The organism is Paraburkholderia sp. MM5482-R2, assembly GCF_050436125.1.
GTDB lineage: Bacteria > Pseudomonadota > Gammaproteobacteria > Burkholderiales > Burkholderiaceae > Paraburkholderia > Paraburkholderia tuberum.
On the sequence record NZ_JBNDLP010000002.1, the window covers coordinates 1,680,147 to 1,697,783 of the forward strand.

Here is a 17,637-nt window from a genome sequence, read left to right on the forward strand (position 1 = left end):
CTCACCTCATAACAGCCAGCCACGATGATCCCGCCGATCACGCCGGTCTCGAGTGGGCATCCTTTTGTTTTCGGAATGTCCTATATTCGCGGCAAGTGATCCCGATCACCAACCTCGCTGCCGCGGCGGACCGTCCGGGCCGGTTGCGGAACGCGCACGCTGACCATTACTGAGTTCTCACGCTTGACCCCGGGCTTCGCTTTCGCGGTGCCGACCCTGTGAATCGATTGACGTTTTAAGTTTCGCTTAAGTTTCGATCTCTACGGTTACCCCTCCGAAGACACGGTCGCCCCGAAGGCATGCGGACAGATGTTGGGCAAGCGCACCGACAGCGGTATCCGAACAAGCCCGAGCTTCGCGACGCGTGCGTAGCGCGAATGAGCGTGGCGGGCGTGGCCATGCAAAGTTGGCATCGGGTCCGGCCTCTCTTCATTCGTGACGGCACGCGAGCCAAGTCGCCGTCGTTCAATATCACCGCTTCCCGCCGTTCCTTCATGAGTTTTCCCACATTCGAAGTGCCGGCAGCACGCACCGGCAAACTCCTGTTTTTCCGTTCGACCCCTTGCGTCCACGCGACGGATGCGCCGGCGCTTTGCTCGCCGCCACTCCCGCTGCCACGGACCGGTCGCGCCCGGCTCGCGCAGCAGGCAATACGTCCGGCAGATGTTTCGTGAGCGTCGGGACATGCGTGCGTGCATCCTGATCCTGGTTTTGTTCTCCTTATTCGCCGGTCCCGCGATGGCGCGCGCCCGTCATATCAAACGCGTCGTGGCGAAACCCGCGGTGCTCGCGCGCGCTGCGATGGTCGTCGATCTGACGACCGGGCGCGCGCTGTATATGAAGCATGCGGATCAGCGCCTCCCGATCGCGTCGTTGACCAAACTTCTGACCGCAATGGTGGTGATCGACTCGAAACGCTCGCTGGTCAAGCCGTCACGCATCACGGACGCCGATGTCGACCGCTTGAAGTGGTCGCGCTCGCGCCTGCCGGTCGGCTCGCTGCTGCTGCGTCGAACGATGCTGCATATCGCGCTGATGTCGTCGGAGAATCGCGCGGCATTTGCGCTGAGCCGTGATTATTCGGGCGGACGTGCCGGCTTTGTCAAAGCAATGAATCGCAAGGCGCGGCGTCTGCACATGACTCACAGCCATTTCGTCGATCCGACCGGACTGTCGCCGCAGAACGTATCGAGCGCGCGCGATCTGGTGAAACTCGCAAGCGCCGCGTACCGGTATCCGAAGATACAAGCGTATTCGACGTCCCATAGGCAAGTCGTTCTTGGCGGCGACGGCCCGCTGATGTATCACAACACCGATCCGCTCGTGCATCGCGCGTCATGGCACGTTGCGCTGCAAAAAACAGGCTTTACGAACGAGGCCGGTCATTGCCTGATCGTGATGACGCCGGTGAGCGGACACATGATGGTGATCGTGCTGCTCGGCGCTCCGAATCCGCACGCGCACTTTCAGGACGCGATCGAGCTGCGGCGCTGGATCCGAACCATGCGCCACCGCTGAGCGCGCAACGCGCTGGGGCGTTGCGTCCGTCGCCGAGGTTGCGTTTCGCAACGCCCACCGTTGACTGATTTGCGCGGTTTTGCGCGGCGGCCTCACAGCTCGGGTCGGCGATCGAATCGTTATTCCAGCGGTGTGTCAATGAAACAAGTTTCGCGAGCTAGCGACGGCAGGTGGATTTTGCCGCACGCCCGGATTGCGATGTTGTTGAAGGATCGAACGCTGGTCGCTGACTATGTTAGGTGCCTGACGTTCGCAGCTTCGCGGTATCCGAATCTTCGATCGACCACGTGACGTTATCGGCTTCCCGGCGAGTGATGGCTAATTTGACAGAGCGTCAAGGAAAGAATGCGAGCGTCGGCTAGGACAACGGGCACGAGATCGGCGGCAGGCTATCGCATGAAGCAAGATATCTGCTGGTTGCAGGCGCGGTGATCGGGGGAGGGCTAACGGTCATCGCCAACGCACCCAGTCCGGCCGAGATCATCCTTGTGCGAGGGGGATTTTCTGACGAATCCGTCAGTGCCCTCTGGCTGCTGGCCAGCCCCATTCTTCCGACCGCTACGGCGTGCGTAGCATTCGTTTTGCTGCAGACGCCTTGCCAATCGCGCTGACGCGCTCGGACAAGCATGACTACCAGTAAAGTCGTTAAAAGCTTCGGGTGCAACGGCAGCCAGCGTGCGCTTTATGGGCGTCGCTCTCTAGGCCTAAGTGAAAAGGAAACGACGTGCTTCTTCCAGACACCACAGGAAGCCGTGACGGGAATCCACACATACTTTTGTCGAAGCTTGGCGACTGCAGGCATATCTACCGTTGCATCGAGTGTTGCCGATTGCCCTGATTCTTGCGCGCCTCTCCCGGGCAATACTTTTGCGTGTAACGCATTGCCTGCCGAGACGATAATTGAATCGTAGCGCTGCCCGGTTCGAACCCATTGGTCGAACGCCGCGATGCAATTTACGACCGCTTCGCGAACATGGATGCGTCTGAGAAAGGCGTAGTCGGCTAGTGGTGAGGGTTTCGGTTGCGCGTGAGCCAGGTGATAGGTCCAGCAACATACGACGAGAAAAAAAAGACTGGTGATGACCTTCATTCGGTAGCAAGCCCGCAGGGGGCACTTATCCATAGGGCAACAAACCGTGAGTATACACGCAGCCTTAAACCGGCTTTCTGCACGCTTTGCCCGAAGCGGGGATGCCCACGACAATTGCGCAGCAGTGCTGCGAGTCGGGATTGCCGGAGCGGAGCGATACTCGCATCACCGCCGAACGAGAAGGAACTGGATGCTTGCCGCGGCATTTGGATGCGCCATGCTCATATCGTGTTCACGAACGCATGATGTGTTTGAAGGTGCACCCATTTACTCGGGCGCGACTGAGCTGGACGACAGATCACATCTATATGTCGTTTGTGAAAGGCTGTGTGCGGTAGAGATCGAGCGCAGAGGGGCTCGTGCTAGTATTTCGGAGATCCCAGGCTCCGATGCTTCCTCGTACTGCCCATGTTGGCGGCCGTTCCCGTCCAGGTGGCGAAGGTCATCTCCTCTGAAATCACTCAATGCGTTTCCGCTCCAGGTCCATCAATTTTTCGCCAATTTCGACCAGACCACATGCGCTGCCGCGTTGGCGTTCGCACGCGCTGGGAGCGGCTTTCTCATTGGGGTTTCTCGTCCTCGCTGCGCGAGCGGCGTGGGTGCAGGGGATCAACGATAGGTTTTATCAGAAGCAGGGGGAACTTCGACAGGTGCGCGAGTTCAGCATTCATGCGACGCGTGGACGCATTCTCGACCGCGACGGGAGAGCGCTGGCGGTCAGCCTTCCGACGCGCACGTTATGGCTGGATGCGGACGGTGCGGACACGGTTTCGTCCGACCAGGCATCTGCACTGGGTAAGTTGCTCGACATTGACGCGGACCGGATCGGCGCAATGGTGGCGTCCCACAAATCATTTGTCTACCTCAAGCGGCAGGTGCCCCTGGATGTTGCGCAGCGGGCGATGCTTCTCGATGTGCCGGGCGTTTATGCCCAACCAGATTACCGTCGCTACTATCCGGAAGGCAGCATTGTGGCGCATGTCACCGGTTTCGCTGGCGTCGACGGTAATGGTCTGGAGGGCATTGAAAAAGTCGATAATCGCCTACTGACCGGTTGCAATGGAAGTCGCCGCGTGCTGCGAAACGCCAGAGGGCAGGTCATCGAAACACTTGCGTTGCAACCACCCGTTGCTGGCGAGGACGTGCAGCTCACCATTGATCAGCCGATCCAGTATGCGACGTTCAAGGCGCTGGGTGACGCCGTTGAGCTCACCGATGCTCACTCAGGCTCGGCGATCGTTCTGGATGCACATACTGGCGAGATTCTCGCAATGGCAAACTGGCCGAGTTTCGATCCGAATACCCCCCGCGGCAGAGCGGGCGATGCTGTCCGCAACCACGCTGTCACCGATGTGTTCGAGCCGGGCTCGGTCATGAAGCCCCTGACGGTCGCACTGGCGTTGCAACGCAATGAGGTATCGCCTCGCTCCGTGGTACCGACCAACGGTGGAAGGCTGCGACTCGACGGGGCCGTGATTCACGACGACAAGGACTTCGGCACTTTGACGGTTAGCGGCGTCCTGCAGAAGTCAAGCAACGTGGGCACGACAAAAATCGCGCTGCTGATGAAGCCACACGACATGTGGAACAACTTCCATGCTGTCGGGCTGGGTCGGGCGCCGCGCGCGGGGTTGCCGGGCGCGGCAACCGGCACGCTGCGTCCTTACCAGAACTGGCGGCGGATCGAGCAGGCAACGATGTCGTACGGCTACGGTCTGTCCGCATCGTTGCTGCAACTGGCGCAGATGTACACGGTATTCGGCAATGAAGGTCTGTTTGTACCCGCTACGATTCATCCGCGACATGGTATGCCGGCGCATGGTCGACGCGTTTATTCGCCACGCGTCGCGGCGGAAGTGCTCACCATGCTTGAGTCCGTGGTGTCCGAGGACGGTACAGCACCACAGGCAGCCGTACCGGGCTATACGGCCGCAGGCAAGACCGGAACCGCATATCGTTGGACCGCGCGCGGCTACGACCGCAGTCAGTATCGGGCGTCGTTCGTTGGGATTGTCCCGGCACAACATCCGAGGGTGATCATCGCGGTGTCGATCGACCGGCCCCACGTGGGCTCGCATTTCGGCGGCGCAGTCGCAGGACCTGCCTTCTCGGATATCGCGGCGAAGACCATGAATCTTCTGGGCGTGACGCCTGATGATCCTGGCGCACAATTTGTGCAGGACAATCCAGGGCCGGTCACATAGACGATATGCTCGAGATCGCGTCTCACGCGCTGTCGTTAGCGGTCGACGCCTGGCAATCCTTTTGTCGTAACTGGCCACCGCATACGGACCGTTTTCATTCTTCCTTGACGCCTGCTGCCCGACGGATAATCCAGCCAACCGTGAGCCCCTGACCCAGGATCGACGAAACGACCACACAGTACGTCAACGCGAGGACGATGTCGCGCCCCGGTCCAGGCTGAATCGATAGTGCCAGTGCAACGGAAATGCCACCACGCAGCCCGCCCCATGTAAGCACGCTCCACGCTCCTTTCGGTAGCCGGGACGCCCGCCCAAGCAGCATGACAGGCAGTCCCACAGAAACCAGTCGCGCGAGCAGTGCGACCAGTGCCGCACCGGCGCCAGCGAGTAGTATCCTGCCGGGGAACTCGACGAGCAGAACCTCCATGCCGATCAATACAAAAAGAACGGCATTCAGAATCTCATCGATCAACTCCCAGAACATGTCCACGTATCGCCGGGTCGTCTCGGACATCGCGTCGGCGCGGCCGCGGTTGCCGATCATCACGCCCGCAACCACCATGGCGAGTGGCCCGGAGACATGCAGATGATTAGCGAGCGCGTAGCCGCCGATCACCGATGCGAGCGTCATCAGGACTTCGACCTGGTAATGGTCGACGCTTTTGAGCAGCCGATATGTCAGATAGCCTACGACCCCGCCGAATAGCAGGCCGCCGCCGGCTTCCAGGATAAATGCAGCCAACCCCGTCTGGACGGATGGAGTGACGCCCGTGCTGGCCATCGTGAGCAGCAGAGAGAAAAGCACGACCCCGACGCCGTCGTTGAAGAGCGACTCTCCAGTAATGACCACCTTCAGGCCTTCGGGCGCGCCTGCGGACTTCAGGATGCCCATCACCGCGACGGGGTCCGTCGGCGAAATCAGGGCGCCGAACAGCAGGCAGAAGGGCAGCGCGAGTTCGACTCCGCAAAGGGGGAGCAGTTTCCACATCGCGAATCCGATCAGCAGCGTGGAGGTCGCCGTACTGAGCACTGCCAGACTGATGATCTGGGTCCGGAAAGCCTTCAGCTTGCGTAAATCCACATGCATCGCGCCGGCGAACAGCAAAAGCGACAGCATGCCTTGCAGAAGCACCTCACTGAAATTGATCGAGTTGACGAGATGCTCTTCTGCAACGCGCAAACCGTGCGCGACGCCAAGCTTGTCCAGTCCAACGATCGCAAGGGAGAGTCCGAGCGCCGTTACCATGACGCCGATCGTCGTCGGAAGCCTCAGAAAGCGGTGATTCACATACGCCAGTAGCGCGGTGACGACCAGACAGATGGCAATGATGTCGAGCATGCGGCGTGGCGGGGGATGAAGGTTCTGGGCTGGATTGAGCGGACCAGCGGCGCTGGATCGGGTGATCGGATTCGCACGGGAAATCTATGTTGAATTTTCTGCATCCGGACTCCAGCCGTGCCTTGCGAAACGGGAGTATGCGCGGTTGCCAGACAGGTCATCCGGCAGACGCGTGGGGCAGCCAGGCGCCTGAAATCCTGTCCCAGGCATTAACCCGAACACGCTCATGAACGGCCCGGGCGGTATTCGGAAGCGTTTATTGTGCCTCTCGAGTAGCCAATTCCGCTTGCGGTGTGAACGATGACCTCTTTGCACCGTCCTCCGCCTGTTGCTTGTTCACGACGTGGAGCGTGCGCGTCGGGAAAGCGAATTCAATACCCCGTCTACCCAATTGCGTCATCAACTCGAGATTGATTTCCTGCTGTATGTCCATGTACAGGTTGTAGGCGGGATCGGTGACGTAATACACGACTTCGAAATCGAGCGAGCTGTCGCCGAACCCCTTGAAATGCGCACGATCAAAGCGGGTCTTTCCGGCGGATTCGACTGCCTTCTGTACCATGGCAGGAACGGCGCGCAATTGCTCGGGACTCGCATCGTATGTCACCCTGAAATTGAACAGAATGCGCCGCTCGGCCATTCGCTTGTAGTTGTGAATCGTGTTTTTCAGCAGTTCGGTATTGCTGCAAACGATCTGTTCTCCACTCAGACTCCGGATGCGCGTAGTCTTGAGTCCGATGTGCTCGATGCTCCCGGCAATCTCACCGAAGACGATGAAGTCGCCAATCTCGAATGGCTTGTCGAGTCCGATGGCCAGCGATGCGAAAAGATCACTCAGAATGCTTTGTACCGCGAGTGCGACGGCAACACCACCCACACCCAGGCTCGCGACAAACGCGGTGATGTTCACGCCCATGTTGGCGAGCACCGCCAGCATAAGAACGGACCACAGCAGCGCGCGCAACGTCCACGACAGCATGGTCGTGATGACCGGATTGTGGGCAAGCCTCTCTGTCGCTTCCAGCCGCCTCTCGGTCCATAGCGTCACGCCACGGTTTATCCACAGGGCCAGCTGAAAACCGATGATGAGAAACCAGAGATGGCCAAGACGGGCGTCCCACCTGTCCGGCAATGTCAGAAACTTCGTGCCGACCAGCGCTGCTGCCGCGAGCAGCGTAAGCCGGTGCGTGCCTTCAATGACCTGAACCAGCATATCGTCGAGACGGGTTGACGTTCGTTGTGACAGCATCGAAAGGCGCGTGATGGCGAACTTCAGCAGATAGATCAACGCCAGGTAGCTGACGATGGTCGCGATCGCCGCATAGACCCACTCGCTGGCAGGGATACCCAGAAACACGTTCAGGTCGAGCCACTTTTTCATCGATTTTCCTCCCCAATTGATTCCGAGTGACGGAACTCAAAGACGTGAGCGGTGTAAGCGCTCGTACCAGTCTGTCAGGCCTCCAGGAAGATAGTTCCCCAATTAGCGCGAGTCGGTGGCGTGGATGCGCATTCCCCGTTGACTCGATCTGGCGCGGCCCGGGCGCTCGTCCGGCTCACCTCTTCAGAAATCCAGTGTCGTGCATTTCCTGAGAAACTCGATGCGTTCAGGCTGGTTTGGCCAGCACGACGAAGCCGTTGTACTCGTCAAGCTGCTCTCGCCGCTCAGCCATGTCGGTCTCCATCGTCAAGTATGCGGAACCGCCGTGCGCGGCTCAGTCCCAGTTTTCGTCGCACCATTTGATAGCCCACGCTTTCGCGCAAGATATGGCATCGGCCTCGTCGGCGAACGAATCGATATCACCTGAATCATGCGTTTCGACGCGGTCTTCCGCGTCGCCCGGTCCTCGACTGATTCTGGCTCTCGCAACGTAGCGACCATCGTTAGCGCGGTGCGCCCGGCAATCGATGTGAAATGTTCCGTAGTTGTACTGCATCGCGGCACCTCAACATTCGTTTGTTACATCAGTTGTCACGCAATCAGTCTGATGAGTTATCGTCAGAAGTGGTGTATGGGGATGAGGCGGGGATTTGAGAAGGCGGTGGCGGTTAGCTGAGAATGTTGCTTGTCGAGAGTAACGAACCAGCGAACCGGAATCCACCACCATGAAGAAGCTTACGGAAGAAACGAACGGCGGTAAAGCAGCAGCAGGCGTCGGCAGCCTTGATGAGCTGATCCAGCAAGGCGCGCGACAGATCATCCAGCAAGCGATCGAGGCAGAATTGGCGACATTGCTCGAACAGTACGGGAACGTGAAGACGCTCGACGGCCGGCGCGCCGTAGTGCGCAACGGCTATCTGCCGGCGCGTGAGGTCGTCACGGCGATCGGTCCGGTTCCGGTCAAGGTACCGAAGGTACGCGACCGCTCAGGCTCGGGAGTGAAGTTCAATTCGAACATTGTGCCGCCATACATCCGCAAGTCACCACGTGTGTCGGCGGCATTGCCGTGGCTCTATCTGCGCGGCGTATCGACCGGCAACATGAGTGAGGCGCTCAGCGTGCTCCTGGGTGAACAGGCTAAAGGGCTTTCACCGAACGTGGTCAGCCGCCTGAAGGCGCAATGGGCCGAGGAGCACCTGCTATGGAACCGGCGTGACCTGTCAGGCGCGCGCTGGTTCTACTGGTGGGCCGACGGCATTCATACCGGACTGCGCACTGACGATTCTGACGGCCAGTGCCTGCTGGTCATCATCGGCGTGAAGCCGGATGGAACGAAGGAGCGCGTGGCGATCGCCGACGGCTATCACGAATCGAAGGACGCATGGCGCGACGTGTTGCTTGATCTGTGCCGGATCGGGAGACTCTGACGGCGACGGTTCGCATCCTGAAAGCGGCCCGCGAAAAGAACCGGCCCGAGTAGGTGTGAAAAGTGGGGAGATTCTGCATCGGCAAGAATTTCCCCTATTTTTCTGGACTCCAAGCCTTAGCCCACCTTATATCGGAACCACTTCCGATCGCCTTGATTGGCGAGGTGGGGCGTCACGGCATCAAATGCTCGGCCCGAACGGTGAACCCTGCATGAAGCAAGTCGAAATCGACCGCAAACCGGTACGCATCCTTCTTAGCGCCCAACTCGGGTATCACGCCATGCCAGAAGAGTGTCGCCGGCCGATCGACAAGTTCTGGGAGCCAGCACGGCGCCTCGTCTTGCTTCACTGCCAGACGCAGAGGCACCGTTGCCTCTCCGGCCGAGAACTTCTTTCTGCTTTTCACTAGAATCCACTGCTTCCATCTCTCTACAGTCGCGGCGCCGAAAATGATCTGTCGGTAGGGATCAAGCGAGTTTACGTCGTCAGAAGCCCCACCAAGGAATCTAAAGGCACTCTTGTAGGTCAGTTCCTGATTGCCAATTGTCAGTGCTCGTTGGTCTCGTTCTTTTGGCGCAATCCGGATCCAGGCGTCAACAACTTCTTCCAGCGTGCCCGGGTATAGCGCTGGAATATGTCGCACCGCCCGGGACAGCTGCAAGAGTTCTTCTTTTGTTGGGGCGCGGGACTTTTGCTTTAGCGCAGGCTGTGGCCCCAGCAGGTTGGGTATTGGCTTCTCCCTGACTTGCACAGGTTTGCACTTCGGTGCACCGGGAATTATGGAGGACTCTGACGAAGGCGCCTCATCCGGACATCCGCTGACGTGTCTGGGGCGAGCGGCGAAATATGTATTTTTCCACGTTCGGGTGTGAACGTTCGTTAGGCAGATCTCGTGCGGACAGTAGAAAACCCAGTCCTCGGTAGCCCTTACTGCACGTGCGTACTCTACCGTGATCATCTTTTCGAGTTCCCAACACAACGCTTCGGTCATCAACTCGTCACGCATACTTCCCCCGAATTTCTCACAAAGTCAAAAAAAACATTCGCCGCTTCACTACAACTATATAGGGACTGAGGTTGAGTGACCGAAAGCGGCCGCACTGAGATCGACGACCTCACATCGTCTGTCGAACCAAGTCCTACCTTCTACACATGCAACTGACTACCCGGTAATGGCCACCATCCAGCTGTACAGAAGCCTCATCGATGCTCCGCGTCAATTTGCAGTGTGCGGTCCACTGCCAGCAGCCTCACTGGATCGGTCTTCTTCCACTGTGATTTCGGCACGAGCACGGACCATTCGGTGTTGGCCGTATCGAGGAAGAACGCCGCCACGCCTACGTAGTTCGCTGCGTCGCCGATCGGCTCCGAGATCTTCAATGTCTGCCCCGGTCCCAGCGTCACGTCCCGGCTCCAGAGCGTCGCGGCCTTCAGCGCCTCGTTGCCCGCGAGCAGTTGCGCGTAGGTCGCTGTTACGAAAGGCTTGTCGTCCTTCAACTGGTAGATGCGCAGCACAACCGGAAGCGACGCGCCACGCACATCCTCGTTCAGTGCGCCGCGTGCCGTCACCACGAGGTTCATCTGTTTGACTTTCGTCTTGAACACCGCGCGTGTGACATCCACGGTGCCGTCCTTCACCGACTGCCAGGTCCCGCATGCCGAGACGGCCAGCGCGAGGCCCACGCCGAGCGCACCCCGCAAAATCCGGACACTCATCACAAAGGTGCTCCCTCGAAGTCGATGCGAGGATAGACGGTCTCCTTGCCACCGATGCTCAGTACCAGTTGCATGGAAACATGAAGGCTCGCGTAGCGCCCCAGAAAGTGATTGAGCACTTCGCCGAATAGCGCAGCATCGCCCGGCCCGTCGAACGCGGTCGGATCGAGTTCGACATATGCGCACGCAATACGTTGTACGTATGCCCGCTCCACCTTCTGCTTCTCGGAGAAACGTACGTCCCTGATCGCGTCGATACGACGCGAGACCCCGTCGTCTGGCGTCCAGTCGTAGAGTTCCAGCGTCTCACGCAGCGCCGGTGCGCCCTCCATATGGACCCGGTTCAGTTCGTTCGCGCCACCCGCCGTAAAGTGCCCCAATACGCGCCAGTCGTAGCCCGGGTAATAGCGCGGCGGATAGAGCGGCATGGACGGTGCCGTGAGGTTGCGCACCGATGCAATCCCGGTGAAGTCCGATACGGTTTCAGTGATCGTCGCCTCGGCCAGCGCCATGCGCGGGAGACGCCCGTTATTGGCGAGCGCGCGTACCGTCAGGTAGCGGTCCGGATCGGGACGGTCCTCGTCGTTCTCTGCGTGCCGGTACGTTCCGGCCCATAGCTGCCCCGCCAGCGTCACCCAGAGTTCCCGCCCAAGCGGACCGAAACGCGTCGACGTATGGAAGTAGCGCTCAGGCTTTTCGTGACGCAACGCCCAGCCACGATGCCGGAAACTCGTAAACGCCCGGTAGTCGTGCCGTGCGCTGTCCTCCGGCTCGGCGGCGATCACCGCGAGTACATCGTACGGCTCGACATGAGAGGCGATGCCAGGCTGTACGCGGATGCAGTGCTCCCTGTCGTGCCAGCCGACAGGTTCCAACGGCAACGCATCGACCTCAAACAGGTTGATGACAGGCGTGCAGAACAGGCGGAAATTCTCGCGGCTGACGGGATAGTCGCCAGGCATCCGGGCATCGAGTTCAATCTCGAAGGTCATCTGCGCTTCACCCGCCGGCAGCGCCGCAGCATCGAACCCGCACAGGTCGACGAAGTGAAACTTTTGCGGGAACACAAAATACTCCAGCATCGTCTGCTCGCGGTCCAGTTGCCCGTCGCGCTTCGCGTCTGTGACTGGCCATAGCCGCGTCGACGGGCCGAAGCCTGCCGCCTCGACATGCACCCCGTCCAGCGGCTGCAAGGCGCCGTCCCGTACTGACGGCAGACGCAGCCCGATTGACGCAACCTGCCGCGTGAGCGCCGCGTATAGCGTAGCCGCAGCGGGCCGGTCGCCATGCAGGTACAGGCGAATACGCGACAGGTCCATGCGCTCGCGCTGCTCCCCGAGCCAGAGACCAAACGTCAGGCGGATCACCGTACGCCCGTCGGCGCGTACGGCGACGACCGCATCTTCTACCGAGAGCGGTAACAGCTCGACGGGCTGCGTCGTCCGGTACACGCACTGCACCTTATCGGGACCGACGGGCGTTGAGCGTACGACGGCTCCGGCGGGAATCGGCACCGCAGTTGCGCCCGTTCGGTTCAGCGGCGAGCATTCGATGATCGACAGCGACGGAATAGCGCGCGCCGCGTGCTCATAGAGGTTATCGAGCAGCGCGTCGGTCACCTCGGGCATGCCGTCGTCGAGCTTCATGCGTAGCCGCGCCGAGAGAAATGCAAAGGCTTCGTTCACCGCGCGCGCAGCCCCCTCAGGTTCGCCGTAGAGCATCCCCGTGCGACGCGCGGCGTCAGGCTGCGCCTGCGCAAACTCGCGGCCTGCCTCGCGCAGGTAGCGCATCTCTTCGTCGTAGTACCTGAGGAACGGATTCTCGTGCTCAGTCGGGTTTTTCTTCCAGGGTGCGGTCATGGTTGCAATTCCGGTGGCAGGGGAGGAAGCATCGGTACGGCACCAGCCTTGCCGACAACAAAAATCCTTTCGGGCATCTGGAAGCCGCGCAGCTTCAGCAGTTCGAGCGGACCGGCTCCAACCTGGGTTCGCAGCAGGTAACGCAACGGGTCGCCATTTGCGTCGTTCCACGTGAGCTGGTAGCGGGTACTGTCGAGCTGCTTCACATCGGCTTTTGCGAGCAGGCGCAGGAATGCCCAGTCGCCCGTCGAATCGAACGCCTGCCTCAGGCCCGCGTTGAGTGTCTGCCACGTCAGACCCGCGTGCCCGTTCAGGCCGTCGCCGGGCCAGGCGAGCGGCGTCCAGCTTTCCTGCTGGTTAAAGTAGACGATCTGCTTGCCGTCCACCGACAGTTCCGAGCGCGTCACGTCCGGCGTCGGCAAGGCCATCATCTCGAAGCGCTCGTTGGCATCGCCCTTTATGTAGAGTTGCGCGCCGACCGTCGAGAGCTGGCGCAGGCCGGCAAGGAACTTCGGATCGAACTGGAGTGCCTGTGGTGCCAGTTCGTTCGGTGTCCAGTGATCGCCCTCGAGCTTGAGTACGCCCGCGAGTTGCGTCGAGATGAAACGGGCGACCAGGCCGGTGTCGGGACGCACGAAGCGGCCGAGTTCGGCGAAGGATGCATCGGCCTGCGTGTCAAAGAACGGATAGCGGCCGCTCATCGCCGCGTTGAATGGTGCAGCCACGCTTGCGCGCCATGCTTCGTTCAGGCTCGCCGCGGCGGGTTGCAGAATGGTCTGCCACGCCGCTTCGAGCGGCTGGGCAAACACCGCGTTGCCAAAGCCCGCCCACGCGGAGCCGAGGCTCGCGGCTGTCAGCGCCGCATCGTCACGCGCCTGAGACAGCTCCGAGAGCTTGCCCTGGAAGACCGCCTGCGCGAGCGAGCGCGCCATCGCCTGTGCGTCGGGACTGCCTGCGATCTGCTGAAGCTTCAGTCGCATCGTGGTGACCGCCGTCAGATAGCGCGACAGGCTGACGCCACTCAGCGCGACGTTCGTCGATGCACCGGCCTTGCCGTTTCCGCTGTTCGTCGCTGCAACGCCGCTCTCTCCCATCAATGCAAGCAGCGGGCCGAATGACTTGTCCAGCGGATTGACGATCGGGGCATTCGCGTCGTCGTTGTTGCCGATCAGGCTTTGTGCCTTGCGGACCAGCGTATCGGTCAGCGCCTGTGAGGGTCGTCCTGCCTGCGCCTGATACTGCACCGACTTCATCAGCGCGATCAGCGGCGAGGTCTGCGCGTCGGCGAGACGGGTGAGTTGGTCGATCGCGCCGTTCAGGTTCGATGCCGGTTGCCACTGGAGGCTGTTGAGCATGGTCTGCCAGGCGGCGGTGTACTCCGCGAAGTAGCGCGCTGTCAGTCGCTGCTTCAGTTCTTCGGCCGCCCGCTTCTCGTCAATTGCGGCGCTGGTGCGGATCGCACCCTGTGCGAGGGTGTTACCGATGGTCTGCGATGGCTGCGCGCCGGTCAGCACCCAGTCGCCGCTCACGCGTCGCTCGCTTGCGGCCCTGTCGATCGCGTCCGCGATCAGGCCGTCCCACGCCGCGCGCGTGTAGATGCCAGGCACCGCCTGCGACGTGCTGAAAAGCCCCTGCGCGTCCGCGCCGTTGAGCAACGTCTGGAGTGATGCGTCAGCGTACTTGCCTTTGACCTCGTCGAGGATGCTCTGGTACACCGTGTCGTCGGCCGATGCGAGGCCCATCTGCGTCACCAGCACGTTGCGGGTCGTGCTCACGAGGCTCTGGTCGGGTGTGATGCGCCATTCGGGGTGCGCCTGCAGGTGATCGGCGTAAAACGCGGCGAGCCGGCGGCCGGTATCGTCGCGCTCACCTTCCGGCTTGTCGACCGGGCGGCGCCACAACGCGACAAGCGAGCGGCGCAGAAATGCGGCGTCGGCGCGGGCGGGGTCTCCAAGCATCAGGTACGTTTTGAGCGCGTTGTAGGTGCTGCCGCGCGCCTCCTGCGACTGCAGCGCGTCGGCCCGCGCTTCGCCCGCAGCCTTCAGCAGGTCGGTGATGGTTTGCACGACCGGCGCCTGCAGATTGCGGGTCGCCGCGATACGGTATGGCGGCCACATCGCAGCGAGAAGGGCGTCGTTCGAAGAAACGCCCGCGCGTAGATACCAGGGCGCGCCATGCTGCCGACGGTACTCAAGCTTTTCCATCAGTTGCTGGAGCGCGAGCTGGGCGCGCCAGGCCTCGGCGGTTTGCGGTTTTGCATCGACAGCGGCCTGCGCTGTCTGACTGGCCTCACGCATCAACTGCCGGTTGCCGACGAAGGACACCGTCATCCATACGCACCACAGGATCGCCGCAGCCGTGACGAGCGTGGCGAGCGCGTTGGGCCAGTAGAAGCCGACGCGCCGGCCCCGGTAGTTGGGCGCCCCCGCCGCGATCTCGCGCCACACCGGCAGCAACGCGGCGGGCTGCACGCGCAGGACGGTTACTGCCGGTGGCGCGTCGGCGGGCTCGCCGGGCGTCCCGTCGCCGTTGGCTACCGGCACCGGTACGACGGTCGGCCCCGGAAAAACCGGCGCGAACATGACGCCCGCAAGCGGCGCGCGCAGCCAGTTCGATGCAGCCAGTCCCCGAAGGCCATCGACGATGCGCTCGCAATGGTCGCCGACGTACTTCGAGATTTCCATCAGCCAGGTCGCCCGGAGGTTATTCCGGGTGCAAAGATGTACGCCCGCGTCCGCAGACCGCTGCTCGACCTCGTTCAGCAGCTCCGGCAACCTGGTGGCGGCTTCCCGTGCCTGCCTGCGCGAATCGTTCGGCATGAAGGTGCCGACCGCGTCGAAGCGTTCGGACGGGCTATCCTTCGCCTCGACCGGGTGCAGAAACGTAACAGGCGCGGCCCAGCCAAGCGCGGTAGCGATGCCCGAAAGTGCACGGGGCAGTTCGGTATCCCTGTCGTCCGCGCGCGCGACGTGCACGACGCCATCGACCGGGTAGCGGCGGCGCAGCCGGCGGACCTGGCCCAGCCACTTCGCCGCCTCGATGCCGTCCGGCGACGCATGCACGAGAATGGTTTCGGCCACGTGCATGATTCCCGCCTGCCTGAGTCCCGGCGCGACCTGATCGACGCGTTCATCCGTACCGTTCACCAGTAGCCAGCGCTGGCGGTGCCGCCAGAACCAGCCGTGCGAGACGCGCAGTTCCTCGTACACGCGCTGCAGCCGCGCATCGCGCCTGAGCGGTTTTGCTGTCTTTGCGTGATCGCCGGTTTCAGAGCGGAACAGTCTGGCGGCCCCGCCGTATGCGCCTGTCGATACCGCGAACAGATGGGCGATCACGATGATGACCAGCACCATCGGAATGCCGATCAATAGCCGCGTGCGAGGCGCGCCATCCGCGATGCCAAGGCGGTCACTCCCGAACCAGACCAGCAGGAGTGCGGCGATGGCGAGGACGAGCGCGGCGAGGGGCATGCCCCAGATCGCTGCGCGGCTCGGAGCCGGTTTGCTGGCGGCGGCATCAGGCTCCGTGTACTGAAGGTTATTTTTGGGTATCGTCATGCGTGGATGCGTTTTCTTGATCTGCGGGTAAGACATGGAGGATGGCCGACTGCAAACCATCGACAACCAGTTGCGGTCCGCCTGCGGCACCGGATTCGATGGCAGCGGCGATTGCCAGCAGGCCGTTGGCTGCGCCGGCGTCGCCAACAATACGATCCAGGCGGCACTGCGCGGCATCCTTCGAAGCGGCCTGAAAACCGGCAGCAGCCAGAGCCCGGTCGCAGTGCTCAACCGGGCGCGTGATCCATGCGCGCGTCACTGCTGCGGCTTTGACCTTGCCCCAGATCGCGGCATTCGCGAAGCCGTACTCGGCCTCACCGTCGATCCCCTGGACGGGCCGGTGCAGCGCCGCTTTCGGGCTGACCTCCGGGGGGAGCCTGAAGTAGCCGGGGCCGAAGAGCACTGCAGCGCATCCTTCGGCACAGCCTTCGTCGATGGCATCGTCGTACCACGCTGCCGCGACGACGAGAAGCGGACGGCACTCGTGCGCATCGAGCCAGGCATCGGCCACCAGCAGCCCGTCAGATGCCGGGACAATCTGAACCTCGAGCGGCGGCAGCGCCGCCAGCCGCAACGCGTCGCGGACCTGGGCCACACGCAGGTCCGCAGTTTCCGGCCCGGCCAGCACGCGCACCTGCGGCCAGTACGCCTTTTCGTATCGGGTTAGTGCCTGGATACTTCCGGCCAGCGGCTCAAGCGCAGCACGGATCATCTGGACAGCCGGAGCGGTCTTCGTCAGTACGCCTGCGCCGCCCTCGCTTTCCTCTTCACCCGCTATGGGCAGCCCGGCCAGCAGCGGATCATGATCCTCGAAGCGGTTGCACGAGACCTTGCCCGATCCATGGCGGGCGCTCTGCATCTTCAGGAGCGATTGCTTGCCAGCGAGAACTTCGGCCAGGGATCTGCGCGCGAGCGGCAGGCAGTAGCCTGCCTCGAGTACGTGCAGCGGGCGCTGCGCGAAACGGATTTTCTCCGCCAGCCAGCGATCACGATGATGGTTGCGCCAGTACGCGCGATACCACAGCGCTTCGTAGCCCGCGCGGGCAAAGCCGAGCAGGACCAGGAACACGCCGTTCGGTGCCCCGACCATCCAGCTCCAGAACTCCAGGCCGCGCGCAGGCTCACCCTTCGGCCACGCAAGCAGCACGATCACGGGGCCGAACACGTTACAGACGAACCAGGTCGCCGCCCATGGCCAGAAACGCATCCTGGGCGGATACCCGCTGGGGCGTCCGGCGGAAGAGAGATCGACGGGCATTACTCGATGTTGAAATTCATGAGCGACGAAAGCAGACGACAGCCGCACGCGCAGCGGTAATGATGGAAGGCAACCTCCCTGCCGTCGCGGTCGGGAAACTTCGCGTAGCCTTCGTCGATGACAGTCGGGCCGTGCTGCGCGCAGATCGCCTCGTCTCCCTTGCGGGCAAGCGGCCTGCCCATGAAGTTCATCCATGGCGAGCCGCCAGTCACTTCGCCGCCGTGTTCGAGTTCGTCGCCTTTGCGGACGGGAGATTGCATATATTAATCGAGACCCTTCATGAATTTC

At 61.7% G+C, this 17,637-nt stretch carries 13 protein-coding genes and 1 pseudogene; 4 read left to right on the top strand and 10 right to left on the bottom strand.

The window, feature by feature from the left end:
- The first annotated feature begins 768 nt into the window (after positions 1 to 768).
- Entirely contained in the window at positions 769 to 1,518 is a 750-nt protein-coding gene (locus tag OKW37_RS10645; RefSeq protein WP_311734823.1) for a serine hydrolase, read from the top strand.
- Between the two features lie 377 nt (positions 1,519 to 1,895).
- Positions 1,896 to 2,129, top strand: a complete 234-nt coding sequence (locus tag OKW37_RS10650; RefSeq protein ID WP_429408437.1) for a putative Na+/H+ antiporter — start codon at positions 1,896 to 1,898, stop codon at positions 2,127 to 2,129.
- A gap of 71 nt (positions 2,130 to 2,200) precedes the next feature.
- On the opposite strand, the gene OKW37_RS10655 is transcribed toward OKW37_RS10650, so the two are convergent.
- The gene (locus OKW37_RS10655) at positions 2,201 to 2,641 is read right to left on the bottom strand and encodes a BspC domain-containing protein (protein ID WP_429509812.1); all 441 of its coding nucleotides are present in this window, start codon (positions 2,639 to 2,641) and stop codon (positions 2,201 to 2,203) included.
- Between the two features lie 530 nt (positions 2,642 to 3,171).
- On the opposite strand from OKW37_RS10655, the gene OKW37_RS10660 reads away from it, so the two are divergent.
- Complete coding sequence (locus tag OKW37_RS10660) at positions 3,172 to 4,812, top strand: peptidoglycan D,D-transpeptidase FtsI family protein (RefSeq protein ID WP_429509814.1); 1,641 nt, start codon at positions 3,172 to 3,174, stop codon at positions 4,810 to 4,812.
- 94 nt (positions 4,813 to 4,906) lie between these two features.
- Here OKW37_RS10660 and OKW37_RS10665 read toward each other — a convergent pair whose 3' ends face one another.
- From OKW37_RS10665 to OKW37_RS10675, 3 genes are all read right to left on the bottom strand, one after another.
- A complete protein-coding gene (locus OKW37_RS10665; RefSeq protein ID WP_090804028.1) occupies positions 4,907 to 6,151 on the bottom strand; it encodes a cation:proton antiporter in 1,245 nt (414 codons plus the stop codon).
- Between the two features lie 256 nt (positions 6,152 to 6,407).
- Entirely contained in the window at positions 6,408 to 7,532 is a 1,125-nt protein-coding gene (locus tag OKW37_RS10670; RefSeq protein ID WP_429406600.1) for a mechanosensitive ion channel family protein, read from the bottom strand.
- Positions 7,533 to 7,866: 334 nt separating this feature from the next.
- Positions 7,867 to 8,088, bottom strand: coding sequence for a hypothetical protein (locus tag OKW37_RS10675; RefSeq protein WP_184062038.1), 222 nt, complete (start codon positions 8,086 to 8,088; stop codon positions 7,867 to 7,869).
- Between the two features lie 169 nt (positions 8,089 to 8,257).
- Here OKW37_RS10675 and OKW37_RS10680 point away from each other — a divergent pair.
- Positions 8,258 to 8,938: pseudogene (locus OKW37_RS10680) on the top strand (transposase); the annotation flags it as partial.
- Positions 8,939 to 9,131: 193 nt separating this feature from the next.
- On the opposite strand, the gene OKW37_RS10685 reads toward OKW37_RS10680, so the two are convergent.
- From OKW37_RS10685 to OKW37_RS10710, 6 genes are all read right to left on the bottom strand, one after another.
- On the bottom strand, positions 9,132 to 9,620 hold the full coding sequence (locus OKW37_RS10685) for a hypothetical protein (RefSeq protein ID WP_429406597.1): 489 nt from the start codon (positions 9,618 to 9,620) through the stop codon (positions 9,132 to 9,134).
- Between the two features lie 539 nt (positions 9,621 to 10,159).
- Positions 10,160 to 10,675: a type VI secretion system lipoprotein TssJ gene (tssJ, locus tag OKW37_RS10690; RefSeq protein ID WP_429403508.1), complete on the bottom strand. Its 516-nt coding sequence runs from the start codon at positions 10,673 to 10,675 to the stop codon at positions 10,160 to 10,162.
- Entirely contained in the window at positions 10,675 to 12,534 is a 1,860-nt protein-coding gene (gene tssF, locus OKW37_RS10695; RefSeq protein ID WP_429403509.1) for a type VI secretion system baseplate subunit TssF, read from the bottom strand. Before tssF ends, tssJ begins: the two co-directional genes overlap by 1 nt.
- A complete protein-coding gene (locus OKW37_RS10700) occupies positions 12,531 to 16,091 on the bottom strand; it encodes an ImcF-related family protein (protein ID WP_429406594.1) in 3,561 nt (1,186 codons plus the stop codon). Before OKW37_RS10700 ends, tssF begins: the two co-directional genes overlap by 4 nt.
- Positions 16,072 to 17,349 carry a hypothetical protein gene (locus OKW37_RS10705; protein ID WP_429406592.1) on the bottom strand — a complete coding sequence of 426 codons (1,278 nt, stop codon included), beginning with the start codon at positions 17,347 to 17,349 and terminating at the stop codon, positions 16,072 to 16,074. The genes OKW37_RS10700 and OKW37_RS10705 overlap by 20 nt, the downstream gene beginning before the upstream one ends.
- Entirely contained in the window at positions 17,349 to 17,609 is a 261-nt protein-coding gene (locus OKW37_RS10710) for a PAAR domain-containing protein (RefSeq protein WP_429406589.1), read from the bottom strand. The genes OKW37_RS10705 and OKW37_RS10710 overlap by 1 nt, the downstream gene beginning before the upstream one ends.
- Positions 17,610 to 17,637: the final 28 nt, after the last annotated feature.